The organism is Longimonas sp. (assembly GCF_040409695.1).
GTDB lineage: Bacteria > Bacteroidota > Rhodothermia > Rhodothermales > Salinibacteraceae > Longimonas.
On the sequence record NZ_JARWGJ010000055.1, the window covers coordinates 1 to 14,702 of the forward strand.

A 14,702-nucleotide genomic window follows, 5' to 3' on the forward strand; every position below is an offset into this window, starting at 1 on the left:
CGGCGATCATCGAAGCCGTACTTGCCGGGCGCGATGTAATGGGCATTCTGCCTACGGGCGGCGGCAAGTCGCTCTGCTACCAGGTGCCTGCGGTGCTCTTCGACGGACTCACGCTCGTCATTTCGCCGCTCATCGCGCTGATGCAGGATCAGGTGGAGGGGTTGGAGCGCAGAGGGATTCGGGCGGCGGCGCTGAACAGTGCCATGTCGCGGCGCGAGCGCGAGCAGTGCCTGGTCAACGCTGAACACGGGCTCTACGACGTGCTGTACGTAGCCCCCGAGCGCCTCACGATGCCGATGTTTCAGGCACGGGCCGACGAGCTCAATGTGGCACTGCTGGCGGTGGATGAGGCGCACTGCGTGAGCGAGTGGGGCCATCACTTTCGTCCTGATTACAAGGAGATTGCCCCGGCCCGCGAGGCGCTGGGCCATCCCCCCATGCTGGCGGTCACGGCCACGGCCACGCCCGAGGTGCGCGGCGATGTGCAGGAGCTACTGGACCTGCGCGATCCGAAGGTTGTCGTGCAGGGTTTCGACCGCCCGAATCTGGTGTGGTCGGTCTTTCAGACGGCCAACAAGCGCGACAAGCTGCGCGACGTGCTCGGCGGCGTGCCCGGATGCGGTATCGTCTATGCCTCAACGCGGCGCCACGTGGAGATGTGGACCGACTGGCTGCAGAACGAGGGGATTTCGGCAGCAGGCTATCACGGGGGGATGGACTCCGGGCGTCGCACCGCTGCACAGCAGCAATGGATCCAGGACGAGGTGCGTGTGATCGTGGCCACGAATGCGTTTGGGATGGGCATCGACAAGCCGGATGTGCGGTTTGTCGTGCACGTCGATCTGCCGTCTTCGCTGGAGGCGTACTACCAGGAGGCGGGCCGGGCCGGGCGCGATGGCGAGCGGGCGTATGCCGTGCTCCTGTACCAGCCGCCCGACGCCGACACGCAGGAGGCGCTCATCAAGGCAGGGCACCCCTCGGTGAAAGAGATTCAGGCGGTGTACTCGGGTATCTGCAACGTCGGCCAGGTGCCACTCGGCAGCCTCCCCGACGCCCCGCTCACCGTCGACATGAAGGCCGTGCAGCGCGTCACGGACCTCCACGCCTCTAAGATTCGCACGGCGATCGACATGCTGGAGCGGGCGGATGCATGGCAGCGACTGCCCAACCGGCGGCATCGCGGCTGGATCCGGTTCCGACAAGCGGCATCGGATATCCGGACGTACGCCCGAGCGCAGTCGAACACGGCGCTGCAGCGCTTTGTGCTCGACCTGATTCGCGGGGTGCATGCGGATGCCTATGCCCGGTGGTGGCCCCTCGACATGGAGCAGCTGGAGCGGCGCATGGAGGTGCCACGTGCACGCATCCACAAGGGACTCGACTACCTGGCGCAGCGCGACCTGCTGGAGTGGCGCGCGCCGGGGCGGGCGATTCATCTGGAGCTGCTGCGCCCGCGTGCCAAGCAGTGGCCCGTGCCCGGCGATGCTGTGGCGGCAGCCCGACAGCGCGCTGAGGAGCGCCTCGACGCAATGATCAACTATGCGGAGTCTACGACCTGCCGGCGCCAGCAGCTCCTGGCCTACTTTGGCGAGGCAAGCGACCCGTGTGGGAAGTGCGACGTGTGCCTTGGGCGCCACGACCCCGATCCGGTTACGCCAAGCGACAGGGGCGAACTGCAGTCGGTGCTTGGCGCGATCGCTCAAGACGAGCCGATGGATGCGTGGCTGCCCGGCCAGCCGCCGTACCGGGCCCGTCGGCTGCTGCGCTGGCTGGTACACGAGGGCTACGTGCAGCCCCCCTCCCCACATGCCACGACCTACGCGCTAACCACATCAGGACGCCGCTTCCTTCCGGACACAAACGGCACACCGCACAGCGACTCTGCAGACGGCGGGCCTGCAACAGACGAGTGAAACTTCACGCATTCACCCAGAAGCACCATCGATGGTTGCGGTGCTATATGCTACACCGGGATACAGACCTCAACGGCGCTCTCTCTGGCTGGCTGACCGGGGCGAGGCGTTTTCGGGTTCACTTTCTTCGTCAGAGGCCGCTTCTTCGGTGGCCGCTTCGTAGGCTCCTCGGAGTCCGGCAACGTCGCCCTGTATCGCTCGTAACGAGTCGACCACCTCCTGATAGATATCGCGATAGACGCTGGGGCGCTCGGCGTAATAGGCGTGCGCCGCTTCAAACTGAGCACGAGAAAGGCCATGGCGTGCCAGCAGGCTGTCGGGCGGCGGACGCGCATCGACAGCAGGCGCATTGGGGCGGGCTTCGCCGAGATGGAGATCGACCAGCACCGTGCGCATGGTGGACTCATCAACGGGGGGCGCTCCGTTCTGGCACCCGCCTGCAGATACAAGGAGCAGGGCGCCCAGGAGCGCCAGCGCCGCGCCTCCCCCTGCTTTTCGCAACCATGCCAGAGCCCGATTGCTCATCTGCTTACTATACTGCTGAGAACGCTGCATGCCGGATCGTTACTGCTCGCCAACATTGGGCCACCATCGGCCCAACATCCGTTCGTTAGTCGGTAGATGCGAAAGTCGGATCGTCTGACTCCTCATCGGCCTGGGTGCGGAAGGTGCGGGCGATGACCTCCATCTGCCGCAGGAAGTCGCGCTTGCCGTACTCTGGAGCGAACACCGATCCGTCGATCATGTAGACGCGCCCGCTCTCCTGGTCGTAGAAGGTGTAATTCACAAAGGGCCCGCCACCGCCCATCTCGCGCAGGCCTTCGCCCTCGTCGGGGCGGCGCACAAAGTGCCAGAGTCCGCGCGTGGTGTAGCCGTAGCGGCCCAGGAAGTCGGTTTCTTCGGTGTTGAGCGGACGGCGGTAGTCGGTGCGCACAAATCCAGCGACGTTGCCGCGCAGGTATTCTTCAGTGAGTGAATCGCGGGTGGCGTAGATCCACTCTGGCGTGATCTCTTCAGGCGACATGCCCTCCTCGTAGTGGATCATCAGTTCGCGGCGGGTGTCGGTGAGCACGCGGCGCATCCAGATGAAGCTGCGCTGGTCGACGGTCGTGTCGACGGCAATCTGGTAGTCGTGCTGCACGTTCACCGCAAAGTTGTGGCGCTGCATGAGCGTGTCCTCCAGATCGAACTGGCGCTCTTTCTCGAACATCTCGCGCTCCATGCGGTCGAGCGTGATTTCATGGAAGGTCGACCGGATGTCGGGGCCGCGCTCCACAATCGCTTCGATGAGCTGCTCGGTGTTTCCGGCGGTCACGTAGTATACGCGCTGACTGCGGCGCCACAGATCCTCGCGCGGCACGACGACGGGCGTGCCGTCGAGGGCGGCCTGCAGCACGTCGTCGGAGAGGCGACTACGCAGGAAGTTGGCAACCGGCGTTTCGTCGCTGAGCGGGGCCACGAATACCACGTTTTTATGCCGCCGCACCATATCGAAGATGCGGTCGGACGCAAGGTTTACCTGGCGCAGGTCGAAGCTGCGCTCGGGCGTGGGAAGCGTTTCGACGTACGGGCCGATGTTCTGGCGTACGGCATCCCCCAGGCCCGTGTCCCAGTGGGTGCTGTCCATAACGACCATGATCTCCCCCTCTTGTCCGGTGGCGCGGGGGCGGTAGTCGCCATCCAAGAAGCCCTCGCACCCGGCGAGCACAGTGGCAGCCAGAAGCAGAACGCCGATGCGACGAAGCGTATACTGAATCATGTTAGGTTCTCTGTTAAGCAAGTGCAAACAGCGTAGAAGCGTAAACCTCTACGTCGTTGGATTGCTCCCTGCAAGAACCGGCCCTTCTTTCAGTTGCCGGGCAAACTGGCGGATGCGCGCGTAGCATGCGTCGTCGGAAAGCGTGTCGTCATCCCAGCAGGCCTCGATCTCTTTGATGAGTGCCGACCCTACAATAAAGCCGTCAGTATGCTGCGAGAGCTCCATCGCGTCGTCGTGGGTGGCGATGCCGAATCCGACTAAAAGCGGATTCTGTGTAACCAGCGAGCGGGCTCGTTTTAGATACGACTGTACGGCCCCGCGCCCGTCGAGTCGCGACCCGGTGAGTCCAGTAACGGACACTGCGTATACAAAACCGGTCGCCAGCTCGTCGACGCGCTGGATGCGTGCGTCGGAGGAGTTGGGCGCAATCAGGAAGACCAGGTCGAGCCCTGCAGCCTGCGCATGCCCGGTGAGCACCTCGGCTTCCTCGGGCGGCACATCGGGCAGGATCAGTCCATCAACCCCGGCCTCGGCGGCGCGGCTGCAGAACGTATCCATGCCGTACTGCAGCACCGGATTGATGTATCCCATAAGGAGCACGGGCGTATCGCTCTCTTCGCGGAACGTAGCGACCGTGTCAAACGCGTCGTCCATCGTAACGCCATGCGAGAGCGCACGGGCGCTGGAGCGCTGAATCGGCAGGCCTTCAGCCAGCGGGTCGCTAAACGGCATGCCCAGCTCGATGAAGTCGGCCCCACCCGCGTCGATCGCGTGCAGGATCGGGACGGTGGCCTCGGGGGTCGGGAAGCCGTTGGTGATGAAGAGGCCCATCGCGGGGGTGCCATCGGCACGGCAGGCGGCAAGGGTGTCAGAAAGTCGAGACATTAGGTTAGGGGTGGAGGGTTGGACGAGGGAGGGATGGTGTGGGGTTACCGGTGTTTGGCGATGGTCTGCATGTCTTTGTCGCCCCGGCCCGAGCAGTTAAACACGATGATGCCCTCAGGGCCGATCTCACGCGCCACGCGCTCCATAGGCACCATAGCATGCGCGGTTTCGAGCGCCGGGATGATGCCTTCTTGCTCAGACAGCACGCGCACGCCGTCCATCGCTTCAGTATCGGTCGCCGACACGTACTCAACGCGTCCGGAGTCTTTCAGGTGCGAGTGCTCCGGCCCGATGCCAGGATAGTCGAGGCCTGCCGAGATCGAGTGCGCGATCTCTACCTGTCCGCGCTGGTCTTGCAGCAGATAGCTCATGGCGCCGTGCAGTACACCTGGTGTGCCTTTCGAGAGCGTCGCCGCGTGGCGCCCGTTGAGCCCCTCGCCGGCGGCCTCAACGCCGACCAGGCGCACGTCTTCATCGTCGATATACGGATAGAATATGCCCATGGCGTTTGAGCCGCCGCCCACACAGGCAACTACAGCATCCGGGCATTCGCGTCCCTCATGGTCGTCGAGCTGGGCACGCGTCTCATCCCCAATAACGCGGTGAAAGTTGCGCACCATCATCGGGTAGGGGTGCGGGCCCACCACCGAGCCGATAATGTAGAACGTATCGCTGGGATTCGACACCCAGTCGCGAATGGCTTCGTTCGTCGCATCTTTGAGCGTACGGCTGCCGCTCATAGCCGGACGCACCTCCGCGCCCATCAGCTCCATGCGTTCTACGTTCAGGCGCTGGCGCTCCATGTCTTCCTCGCCCATGAATACGATGCAGTCCATGCCAAACTTGGCACAGACGGTAGCCGTGGCCACACCATGCTGTCCGGCGCCGGTTTCGGCGATGATGCGCGTCTTGCCCATGCGGCGCGCAAGCAGGATCTGCCCGATCGTGTTGTTGATCTTATGGGCACCGGTATGGCAGAGGTCTTCGCGCTTGGCATAGATCTTCGCGCCGCCGTAGTAATCGGTCAGGCGGTCGCAGAAGGTGAGCGGAGTCGGGCGCCCTACGTACTCGCGCAGGAGCGTGCGGTACTGGGCATCGAACTCGGGGTCGGCCTGGGCCTCGGCGTAGGCGGCGCGCAGCTCTTCAAGCACCGGAACGAGAATCTCCGGCACGAAAGCCCCGCCGTATGGACCGAAATGGCCCGTTTGGTCGGGAGCGGCATAGCGTGTGTTCGACGCAGCAGCAGATTCGGGGGTCGACTCAGTGGCTACAGCAGGAGCGTTGGACATGGGTTAGCGGGGTTGGATGCAGAAAGATAGCAAGAGGGCGCGCACGGGGCCTGCGGCGCCTGTACAGGGTTCAAGGAGGTTTTAGGGGATGCGATGCGGGGGATGCTACGACGGATCGGCCGCTTCTTCGGCCAGCTCGTCCTGAAGCGCGCGAAACGTGTCGAAGAACGCGTCGATCTTATCGAGACTTTTCACGCCCGGGGCCGTTTCGAGTCCACTCGACAGATCGACGGCATACGGACGCATCGTGTGCACGGCGCGCTCAATGTTATCGGCGTTGAGTCCGCCCGCGAGGAAGAGGCGGTACTCGCTTGAGAGCTCGCGCGCCAGGCGCCAGTTGAAGGATTCGCCGGTGCCGCCCCACACGCTGCTGTTGTGCGTATCGAGCAGAAAGGCGTCCACAACGTCGGTATAGGGCTCCATGAGCGCCCGCAGCTGGTCGGAGGCCGCATCATGGCGCACGCGAATCGCTTTGATAACCGGCCGGTCGATCTGCTCACATACGGCGGGCGGCTCCGTGCCGTGCAGCTGCACGTGGGTGAATCCGGCTGTTTCCACCGCGTGGTTCACGGCATCCGCATCATCATTCACAAAAACCCCGACCGAGTTAATGCCATGCACCCATTCCAGAATCTTGGCTACCTGCTTCGGACGGATGTAGCGCGGGCTGTCTTCATGCTGAATGAAGCCCAGGTAGTCCGCGCGTTTCCCTGCCAGGTAGCGGGCCGCTTCAAGATCGGTAATGCCGCAGACTTTGACTTTTACGGACATAAGGGGATGGATGACGGGTTAGAGGGATGGAAGGATGGAGGGTTGGAAGGATGGAGGAGCACGCTTAACCTCCACACGTCCACACCTACTGCTGTTGGGCGATGGCAATTTCGCGCGCTTCGTTGCGCAGGTCGGTTAGCGCCTGGCCAGGGTCGTCGGCGCGCATGAAGTGCTCGCCGATGAGCACGCCGTTTACGCCGTTCTGGCGGAGGCGGACGAGCGTTTCGGGGTCGCTTAGGCCGCTCTCCGATACCCAGCCCAGGCTACGTGGCACGTGCTGGAAGATGTCGAGCGAGTTTGCGATGTCTACTTCAAACGTATGGAGGTTGCGGTTGTTAACCCCGAGCAGCTTCACCTGGTCGAAATCGATCTTATCGAGGTCCTCGTGAGCATACACCTCAACCAGGCACGACAGCCCGAGCTCTTCGGCCTGTGCGTGTAAGTCATAGAGCGCCCCGGCATCGAGCACCGTCGCGATCAGCAGTACGGCATCGGCACCAACGGCTTTTGCTTCAACAAGCTGATACGGATCGATGATGAAGTCCTTCCGCATGAGTGGCGTGTCGGGCACGTGGGCACGGATCCACGCCAGGCTCTCCAGCGAGCCCTGAAAGTGCAGGGGCTCGGTCAGCACAGAGATAGCAGCGGCGCCGTGCTTGGCGTACGACTGTGCAATCTGGGCCGGCTGGAACGACTCCCGGATCACGCCCTTCGAGGGGGAGGCTTTCTTCACCTCCGCAATGAACGACATGCCGCGCTGCTTGAGTGCTTCCTCTAACGAGAGCGGTTCGTGATCGGCAAACAGCGGGCGCTGCTTCAATTCGGATACGGGTGTCTCCTGTTTGCGGTCGGCAATCAGGGTCCGTGTATCGGCAACGATGTCGTCAAGAATGCTCACAGATTCAGTCGGGGTTTAGCGTGCGGAGGACAGCGGGCGGAGGGCAGCGGGCGCCAAAAGGGGCGCGCGTTACTTTGGAGCGTCGTTCGAGACCTCAATGAGCGTGTTCAGGGCATCCAGCGCACGGCCTGAATCGATGCTGTTGCGTGCTCCCTGAAAAGCCGCGTCGAGGTCGTCGAACTGTCCGCTGGTATGCAGCGCGTAGCCCGCATTCAGCAGTACGACGTCGCGGCGTGGCGAGGTGTCGGTGCCCGCCAAGATGCCACGCAGGATCTCAGCATTTTCGTGCGCATCCCCGCCTATCAGCGTGCGGTTCGAGGCGCGCTCAAAGTCATGCTTCTCGGGGCCCACCTCGCGGCTGATGGGCATGTCATGCGGCCCGTCCGTGTTGTACTCGAAGAGGGTGCTGGCATCGGCCACCGAAAACTCGTCCATGCCGTCGTTCGAGTGCACGGTGATGACGTGCTCGCTATCGAGGCGACGCAGGATCTGCACCATGAGCTGTGCGGTCTGCAGGTCGAACGCACCTACGAGCTGTCGGGTCACGCCTGCCGGATTGCAGAGCGGCCCCAGGATGTTGAAGCAGGTGCGCACGCCAAGCGACTTACGTACGGGCATGACGTGCCGCATGGCCGGGTGGAAGTAGGGCGCAAACAAGAAGGCGATGCCAGCCTCATCCAGACAGTACTCGACGCCTTCTTTTTCGAGCTCAATCTCAACGCCCAGCGTTTCCAGTACGTCGGCTGAACCCGACTTCGAGGATACCGACCGGTTGCCGTGCTTGGCAACGGTAACGCCGGCCCCTGCACACACGAAGGCAGCGGTCGTTGAGATGTTAAACGTGCTTGCACCATCGCCCCCGGTACCACAGAGGTCGATGGCGTACGGGTCGTTGCAGGCTACAGAAACGGCAAACTCGCGCATCACGCGGGTAAACCCCACGAGCTCGTCGAGCTGCTCGCCCCGTGCGCGCATCCCGACCAGCATGGCCGCGATGTGCGTGGGGTCGGCAGTGCCCGACATGATCTGATGCATGGCGTCGGCAGCTTCGTCTTCGGTAAGCGCTTGGCCTTGAGCGATGGTGGTTAGGTGGTCGTGCATAGACACGGAAATGGTTCGAAAAAACGGTTGGAACGAGTAACTGTAGCAGCTGTCGAGACGGCGACAGTTTATCCGGCGCTATCGGGTAGAGCGGGCGGGAAGGCGACGCACCCAGTTGGCAATGAGCGTGGGCCCTGCCGCCGTTTTGACGCTCTCAGGATGAAACTGGATGCCTTCAATGGGCCACTCTACGTGGCGAATGCCCATCACGATATCGTCGTCGGTTGCAGCGGTGATGGTGAGCTCGTCGGGGATGGTGTCGCGGTCGAGAATAAGCGAGTGGTAGCGCGTCGCGGTGAAAGGAGCGTCAACGCCCTCAAAGATGGACTGCCCGTCGTGCGTTACCTCGCTCGTCTTTCCGTGCATGAGCGAGGGCGCGTTGACCACGTCGGCCCCGAAGACCTCGCCCATGGCCTGATGTCCGAGACAGACGCCCAGGATCGGGGTGGTTGCGCCCATGGCCTCGATGAGCGGCTCGGTGATACCCGCATCGGCAGGACGGCCCGGGCCCGGCGAAATCACGATGCCCTCGGGGTCGAGCGCCCGCACCTCCTCTACCGTCAGCGCGTCGTTGCGCTCCACCACGATGTCGTCGGTGTGCTCCCCCAGCAGGTGAACCAGGTTGTACGTGAAGCTGTCGTAGTTGTCGAGAACGAAGATCATAGCCTGTTAGGGGTGAAGGGATGGACGGATGGAGGATTAAGAGGCAGGGTCATAGAATACGTCAGCTTCCCGTGCGTGGTTGGCCGGTCTGCACCAGGGGGCGGGGTTGGACATCATTTTTACCAATCCGCCCAAGGTGATGCGTAGGGTCTTCTCCAGTTCGGCAGCTTCTTCTGGGCTAAGAGCTTCTTCTGGGCTAAGATAGCCACTGGCTTCAGCAAACTCATGCGGTGTGCAAGTTTCCATTATCCTTGTGGACGCGCATCCCCCTTTGTCGCCACGCGACATTTCCCCCTTCGCGAAGGGGGAGAAGCCCGACACGAGCCCGTAGGGCGACTGATGGAGCGAAGCGGAATAAGGGAGAGGGGGGTTCGAACAAGACAAAACTGCGGTGCTCGATCATCCTATCATTTAGCGTTTATCCACTACCGAAAAAAGAAACCAGCACATGCCGTTATCAAGCTTTACCCTTCCACATGTGTCTCTTCCAGACCTCGACACCTCCATACTTCCACACTTCTACACCGTCGTCATCAGTCCCGTGGCTTCGCGGACCTGTGCCATAAGCGGTTCGGTTGTGGCGCGGGCGCGTTTGGCTCCGTCGCGCAGCACGTCGCGCACATAGTCGGGGCGCTGCTCCAGCTCGTGGCGGCGTTCGCGCGCCTCAGCAAAGAAGTCCTGGATTAGGCCCAGCAGCTCTTTCTTGGCGTGGCCGTATCCGTATCCACCAGCCCGATACTGTTCTGCGATTTCGGCGCGGCGCTCCGTATCCGCAAACAGCTTGATGAGCGCAAACACGTTGCACTGCTCCGGATCTTTCGGCTCGTCGAGCGGCGTAGAGTCGGTTACGATGCTCATTACTTTCTTCTTGAGGGCCTTGCCCTCGTCGAAGATACCGATGGTGTTGCCATAGCTCTTCGACATCTTCTGTCCGTCGATGCCCGGCACCACCGACACGTCGTCGAGAATGTACGGCTCGGGGAGCGTGAATATCGGGTCGTCGGGGCAGAACGTGTTGTTGAAGCGCTGCGCCACATCGCGCGTAATCTCGATGTGCTGCTTCTGGTCGGCCCCGACGGGCACCTGGGTGCCTCCGTAGATCAGGATATCGGCCGCCTGCAGCACCGGATAGTTGAGCAATCCGGCGTTCGGGGTCAACCCCTGAGCAACTTTCTCCTTGTACGACACGCCGCGCTCTAAACGCGACACCGGCATCAGGTTGTAGAAGATCCACGCCAGCTCTGTCACTTCGGGCACGTCGCTCTGGATGAAGAGCGCTGCCTCATCGGGGTCAAAGCCCAGCGCCAGATAGTCGAGCGCTACATCCATCGTATACTCGCGCATCCGATCGGCGTCGTGCAGCGAGGTCAGCGCGTGGTAGTTCACAATGAAGTAGAAGGCCCGGTGCTGCGTATGCAGGTCGAGATGCTGACGCAGCGCACCGAAGTAGTTTCCAATGTGCAGGCGTCCAGACGGCTGGATGCCAGATACAACCACGGTGTCGGCGTTCGAAGAGGCGTCGTCAGTCATGCGATAGGGGAGTCAGAAAAAATCGGGGGGATGCGAACGGGCGGCGAGCCGCGCCGGCTTAGCGCCGCTTTCGGATGCGCTTCAGCACGTCGAGCCGCTCCTGGCTATTGTCGCGCACCAGCTCCAGGATAGCGCGTGTGCGCATCTGATGCTCTACGTCGTTGCGCTCGGTGCGCACGGCCTCCTGAAACGCTTCTTCCTCCTCAATCAGGTTTGGGAGCGCCGTATCCAGGTCAGGACCGAGGTCGAAGTCCTCGGGCTTCAGGTCGGTGCCGTTATACGCGGCGCCTCCAGCGCTGAACACCGTTTCGGAGAGCTTGCCGACATCGGCGCGGGCGGTTTTGAGGAGCGCGTTGAGTGCATCCACCACCCGGCGATCATCGGCAACCCGCACAACAGCCCGGTAGGCGTGGTTCAGCTCGATGTGTGCCCGCACGAGCGGGTTGATGTGCTCCACGGTCTCTTCGCGGCTGATGGTGCGGCCAATCCAGCCACGTCCAAAAAGGGTTTCGGTAATCGGGTTCGGCATAACAGGGCAGTATGTCGAGTAGGTTAACAGGGTCAAAAACATGTACCCGCTATCGGAAAGCGGGTTTAGGTAGGGCCATCGCAGGTCACCCAACCGTCTTGCTGGGCTTACACACCTGGCTGAGCTTGTACAGATTATAGAAGATCGTCGGTGGCCACCTGTAGCGCCTCGTGTAGCGCAGCGGCCTTGTTGCGCGTCTCTTCGTACTCCGAGGCCGGGTCGCTATCGGCAACGATGCCTGCGCCAGCCTGCACGTAGACGGTGTCATCGCGCACGACCATGGTGCGGATGGCAATGCACGTATCCAGCGTACCTGAAAAGTCGAGGTAGCCTACGGCCCCGGCGTATATGCCGCGTCGCGTGGGTTCGAAGGCATCGATCAGCTCCATAGCGCGTACCTTGGGGGCTCCGCTCACGGTGCCTGCGGGAAAGCAGGCGGCAAGCACTTCCATAGGTGTACGCTCGCCGGCCACCTCGCCCGACACCGACGACACGATGTGCATCACGTGTGAGTAGCGCTCGATGAACGCGTAGCGATCTACGTTGATCGACTGGTAGGTGCACACGCGCCCCAGGTCGTTGCGCCCCAGATCCACAAGCATCAGATGCTCGGCGCGCTCCTTCGGATCTGCAGCCAGCTCCTCGGCCAGCGCGTTATCTTCCGCTTCGGTCGCGCCACGCGGACGCGTCCCCGCGATGGGCAGCACCTCGGCGTGCCCGTCTTCGACGCGCACAAGCACCTCGGGCGAGGAGCCCACCAGCGCCACGTCGTCGAAGTCCAGGTAGAACAGGTAGGGCGACGGGTTCACCTGCCGGAGGGCGCGGTAGAGGTTAAACCGGTCGCCACGGAAGGTGGATTCGAAGCGCTGGGAGAGCACCACCTGGAAGATGTCGCCATCCACGATGTGCTGCTTGGCCTCACGAACGGCTTGCTCGAACGCATCGCGCTCGAAGTTCGAGCTGATGTTGGGCGACGGCAGCTTGAGCGGCTCCGGGTGCGCCGCCGATGCATTGAGCTGCGCCTCCAGCTGGTCCAGGCGTGCGGCGGCATCGTCATATGCGGTGTGCAGATCGGTATCGGGATGCACAAACGTGCTTGCCATGATCACGAGCTGGTGACGCACATGGTCGAACGCAGCAAGCGCATCGTAAAAGCCCCAGACGGCATCGGGCATGCCAAGCGTATCGGGAGGGGCGTCGGGCAGGTGCTCAATAAGGCGCACCGTATCGTATCCCATATACCCGACAGCGCCCCCGCGCAGCCGTGGCAGCCCCGGCGCTGCAAGCTCCGTAAACGGCTCGGTAAGGCGCGTAAGCACGTCGAAGATAGTACCCGATGCGTCGGGGTTAGGTATCCCGTCCACAGCGCGGCGCGTGTCGATCGTAACGGCGGCCCCATGCTCGGTGGCCTGTACCACGCGGTAGGGGTTGCCTCCCAGGAACGAGTAGCGTGCCAGCTTCTCACCGCCCTCAACGCTTTCGAGGAGAAACGGGAAGTCGGCCCCTTCGCGCAGCGCCAGAAAGGCCGACACCGGCGTAAGCAGGTCGGCACTGCGACGCCGATGTACCGGCACCACGAGCGGACCGTCGGTCTCTGTACGCGCCTCGTTGATGCGGGCAGCAAAATCGTCGAACGTCATGAGCAAGCGGGATAAGAAGGCTACAAACGAAAAAAACCCACTGTCTGCAAGGGCGACAGCGGGTCAGCGAGCACGAGAAACAGGGGGCGCAGCATGTGCGCTACCTGTGCGGGGTGGTGTGCCCAGTAACCCGGGTGCACCACCACCATGCAGCAATGTGTTGGGAGCGTTTGTTCATCATGCTACATATATACGTGAAGCGTACAGGGGTTGCAAGTCCACAGATTGAAGATCCTGTTTGGGATTTGCTCGGGGGCTACGGTGTGGGGCTGAAGGGGTAGACGTTCTTCTCGTCGCCCCGTTCATACATCTGTCCTCTCATACACCGACGGAGCATGCGGCGCTGATTACCCCTCGAACAGCGTGTCAAAATACTGGTCGCCGCTGTCGCAGATGATGGTGACGACCGTAGCAGCGGGGTCGGCCTGGCTGATGTCGCACGCAATCTTGAGCGCCGCGCCGGCGCTGGGGCCGATGAGCAGGCCATGCTGCCGAGCCGCACGGCGGGCCTGAGCAAAGGCTTCGTCGTCGGTCACGCGGCGCATCTCGTCGAGATACTCAAACCACATGGTAGGCAGCTTACCGCCTTTGCCGAGCCCCTCTACGCGGGTGTCGTACGGACGCTCAGGTTCGTCGTAGAACGCGGTGGCGATGTTAGAGCATTCCGCATCCACCCCCACAACCGTAACCGGACGCCCCGCCTTGGCTGCCTGCTCTTTAACGTGACGCGCAGTGCCGCTGATGAGTCCGCCCGTGCCCATCGCGCAGACCAGGTGCGTCATGCGGTCGCCTGCCTGCGACCACACCTCAGGGCCCGTCCACTGCGCATGCACGCCCGGGTTCGACTGGTTGTAGTACTGGTTCATCAAGAACCCGCCTGTCTCCTCAGCCAAGCGCTTGGCCGTAGCGCGGTAGTGGTCGGGATGGTCCGAAGAGACGCTCGGGCACTCATGTACTTCGGCGCCGAACGCTTTCATGTAGCCGAACTTCTGCCGGCTACTCGATGCCGGACACGTCAGGATGCACCGCAGTCCGAGCCGGTTCGCTACCAGCGCCACCGCCCCGGCCGTATTTCCCGAACTGGCCTCCACCACCGTGTCGATGTTGTGCGCGCGCACCGCCTCCGTCAAGATCCCCATCGCGATTCGATCTTTCATCGAGCCGGTCGGGTTCATCGACTCCATCTTACAGAGCACACGCTCGTTCTCGATACCTGGGTAGGCCACCATCGGTGTATTCCCAATCAGGCTTAGCACCGGATCGTCGGTGGCAAACGGCGAGGCAATAGACGAAGGCACAACAGAACGCATAACAGGGATGGCTGATGGGTTAAATCGCTACCGAAGTGTATAAAAATTAAGTCACGAATTGAAGTGAAGATCATATGTGTCTAATGGCTTTTGGAAAGCATACGGCCCTGCCCTCCTGCCATCCACCAGCGTTCACGGCCCTGTAGAGCCCGCCCAGACGCCCCACCTCGCAGGCGGTCCGTTTTGCCCCCGTGTATGCCCGGTCGCTACCGCGGCTACCGCAATGCCGCAGGCGATCCACTCCGCGGTCAGCGCCAGGATGTTGCGCACCCCGAGCGCGTGGGCCCCCAGCAGCTCCGACTCCAGGGCCATCAGGTTCCGGTCCCGGGTCGTCGTGTGGACGACGCACTCGAGGTCCTCGCCGCGCTGAGATCGGAAGAGAGTCGTGTAGGGAAAGAGTGTATAGCCAGGTGT

General features: G+C 62.4%; 14 protein-coding genes. 1 reads left to right on the forward strand and 13 read right to left on the reverse strand.

Annotated elements, in window-relative coordinates; all coding sequences use genetic code 11:
* A partial coding sequence (locus PPP56_RS03095; protein WP_353562570.1) for a RecQ family ATP-dependent DNA helicase occupies nucleotides 1-1,913 on the forward strand: 1,913 nt, incomplete at its 5' end.
* Between the two features lie 69 nt (nucleotides 1,914-1,982).
* On the opposite strand, the gene PPP56_RS03100 is transcribed toward PPP56_RS03095, so the two are convergent.
* From PPP56_RS03100 to PPP56_RS03160, 13 genes are all read right to left on the reverse strand, one after another.
* Nucleotides 1,983-2,468, reverse strand: coding sequence for a DUF4296 domain-containing protein (locus PPP56_RS03100; protein ID WP_353562571.1), 486 nt, complete (start codon nucleotides 2,466-2,468; stop codon nucleotides 1,983-1,985).
* A 55-nt stretch (nucleotides 2,469-2,523) separates the two neighbouring features.
* Complete coding sequence (locus PPP56_RS03105) at nucleotides 2,524-3,672, reverse strand: DUF4837 family protein (RefSeq protein ID WP_353562572.1); 1,149 nt, start codon at nucleotides 3,670-3,672, stop codon at nucleotides 2,524-2,526.
* Between the two features lie 48 nt (nucleotides 3,673-3,720).
* A complete protein-coding gene (gene trpA / locus PPP56_RS03110) occupies nucleotides 3,721-4,557 on the reverse strand; it encodes a tryptophan synthase subunit alpha (protein WP_353562573.1) in 837 nt (278 codons plus the stop codon).
* Nucleotides 4,558-4,601: 44 nt separating this feature from the next.
* Nucleotides 4,602-5,846 (reverse strand): tryptophan synthase subunit beta, encoded by a 1,245-nt coding sequence (gene trpB, locus PPP56_RS03115; protein ID WP_353562574.1) that lies wholly within the window; start codon nucleotides 5,844-5,846, stop codon nucleotides 4,602-4,604.
* 105 nt (nucleotides 5,847-5,951) lie between these two features.
* Entirely contained in the window at nucleotides 5,952-6,617 is a 666-nt protein-coding gene (locus tag PPP56_RS03120) for a phosphoribosylanthranilate isomerase (protein WP_353562575.1), read from the reverse strand.
* An 85-nt stretch (nucleotides 6,618-6,702) separates the two neighbouring features.
* Nucleotides 6,703-7,515, reverse strand: coding sequence for an indole-3-glycerol phosphate synthase TrpC (trpC, locus tag PPP56_RS03125; RefSeq protein ID WP_353562576.1), 813 nt, complete (start codon nucleotides 7,513-7,515; stop codon nucleotides 6,703-6,705).
* A 69-nt stretch (nucleotides 7,516-7,584) separates the two neighbouring features.
* Nucleotides 7,585-8,616, reverse strand: a complete 1,032-nt coding sequence (gene trpD, locus PPP56_RS03130; RefSeq protein WP_353562577.1) for an anthranilate phosphoribosyltransferase — start codon at nucleotides 8,614-8,616, stop codon at nucleotides 7,585-7,587.
* A gap of 78 nt (nucleotides 8,617-8,694) precedes the next feature.
* Nucleotides 8,695-9,279: an anthranilate synthase component II gene (locus PPP56_RS03135; RefSeq protein ID WP_353562578.1), complete on the reverse strand. Its 585-nt coding sequence runs from the start codon at nucleotides 9,277-9,279 to the stop codon at nucleotides 8,695-8,697.
* A 519-nt stretch (nucleotides 9,280-9,798) separates the two neighbouring features.
* Entirely contained in the window at nucleotides 9,799-10,809 is a 1,011-nt protein-coding gene (trpS, locus tag PPP56_RS03140; protein WP_353562579.1) for a tryptophan--tRNA ligase, read from the reverse strand.
* 58 nt (nucleotides 10,810-10,867) lie between these two features.
* On the reverse strand, nucleotides 10,868-11,338 hold the full coding sequence (locus tag PPP56_RS03145; protein ID WP_353562580.1) for a hypothetical protein: 471 nt from the start codon (nucleotides 11,336-11,338) through the stop codon (nucleotides 10,868-10,870).
* Nucleotides 11,339-11,472: 134 nt separating this feature from the next.
* A complete protein-coding gene (gene trpE / locus PPP56_RS03150; protein ID WP_353562581.1) occupies nucleotides 11,473-12,978 on the reverse strand; it encodes an anthranilate synthase component I in 1,506 nt (501 codons plus the stop codon).
* Nucleotides 12,979-13,325: 347 nt separating this feature from the next.
* Nucleotides 13,326-14,288, reverse strand: a complete 963-nt coding sequence (locus PPP56_RS03155) for a PLP-dependent cysteine synthase family protein (protein WP_353562582.1) — start codon at nucleotides 14,286-14,288, stop codon at nucleotides 13,326-13,328.
* A gap of 132 nt (nucleotides 14,289-14,420) precedes the next feature.
* A complete protein-coding gene (locus tag PPP56_RS03160; RefSeq protein WP_353562583.1) occupies nucleotides 14,421-14,600 on the reverse strand; it encodes a hypothetical protein in 180 nt (59 codons plus the stop codon).
* Nucleotides 14,601-14,702: the final 102 nt, after the last annotated feature.

Bases quoted from the DNA above. Each gene is read 5' to 3' on its own strand.
- PPP56_RS03100 (WP_353562571.1), bottom strand. From the start codon at position 2,468: ATGCAGCGTTCTCAGCAGTATAGTAAGCAGATGAGCAATCGGGCTCTG.
- PPP56_RS03105 (WP_353562572.1), bottom strand. From the start codon at position 3,672: ATGATTCAGTATACGCTTCGTCGCATCGGCGTTCTGCTTCTGGCTGCC.
- trpA (WP_353562573.1), bottom strand. From the start codon at position 4,557: ATGTCTCGACTTTCTGACACCCTTGCCGCCTGCCGTGCCGATGGCACC.
- trpB (WP_353562574.1), bottom strand. From the start codon at position 5,846: ATGTCCAACGCTCCTGCTGTAGCCACTGAGTCGACCCCCGAATCTGCT.
- PPP56_RS03120 (WP_353562575.1), bottom strand. From the start codon at position 6,617: ATGTCCGTAAAAGTCAAAGTCTGCGGCATTACCGATCTTGAAGCGGCC.
- trpD (WP_353562577.1), bottom strand. From the start codon at position 8,616: ATGCACGACCACCTAACCACCATCGCTCAAGGCCAAGCGCTTACCGAA.
- PPP56_RS03135 (WP_353562578.1), bottom strand. From the start codon at position 9,279: ATGATCTTCGTTCTCGACAACTACGACAGCTTCACGTACAACCTGGTT.
- trpS (WP_353562579.1), bottom strand. From the start codon at position 10,809: ATGACTGACGACGCCTCTTCGAACGCCGACACCGTGGTTGTATCTGGC.
- PPP56_RS03145 (WP_353562580.1), bottom strand. From the start codon at position 11,338: ATGCCGAACCCGATTACCGAAACCCTTTTTGGACGTGGCTGGATTGGC.
- trpE (WP_353562581.1), bottom strand. From the start codon at position 12,978: ATGACGTTCGACGATTTTGCTGCCCGCATCAACGAGGCGCGTACAGAG.
- PPP56_RS03155 (WP_353562582.1), bottom strand. From the start codon at position 14,288: ATGCGTTCTGTTGTGCCTTCGTCTATTGCCTCGCCGTTTGCCACCGAC.
- PPP56_RS03160 (WP_353562583.1), bottom strand. From the start codon at position 14,600: ATGGCCCTGGAGTCGGAGCTGCTGGGGGCCCACGCGCTCGGGGTGCGC.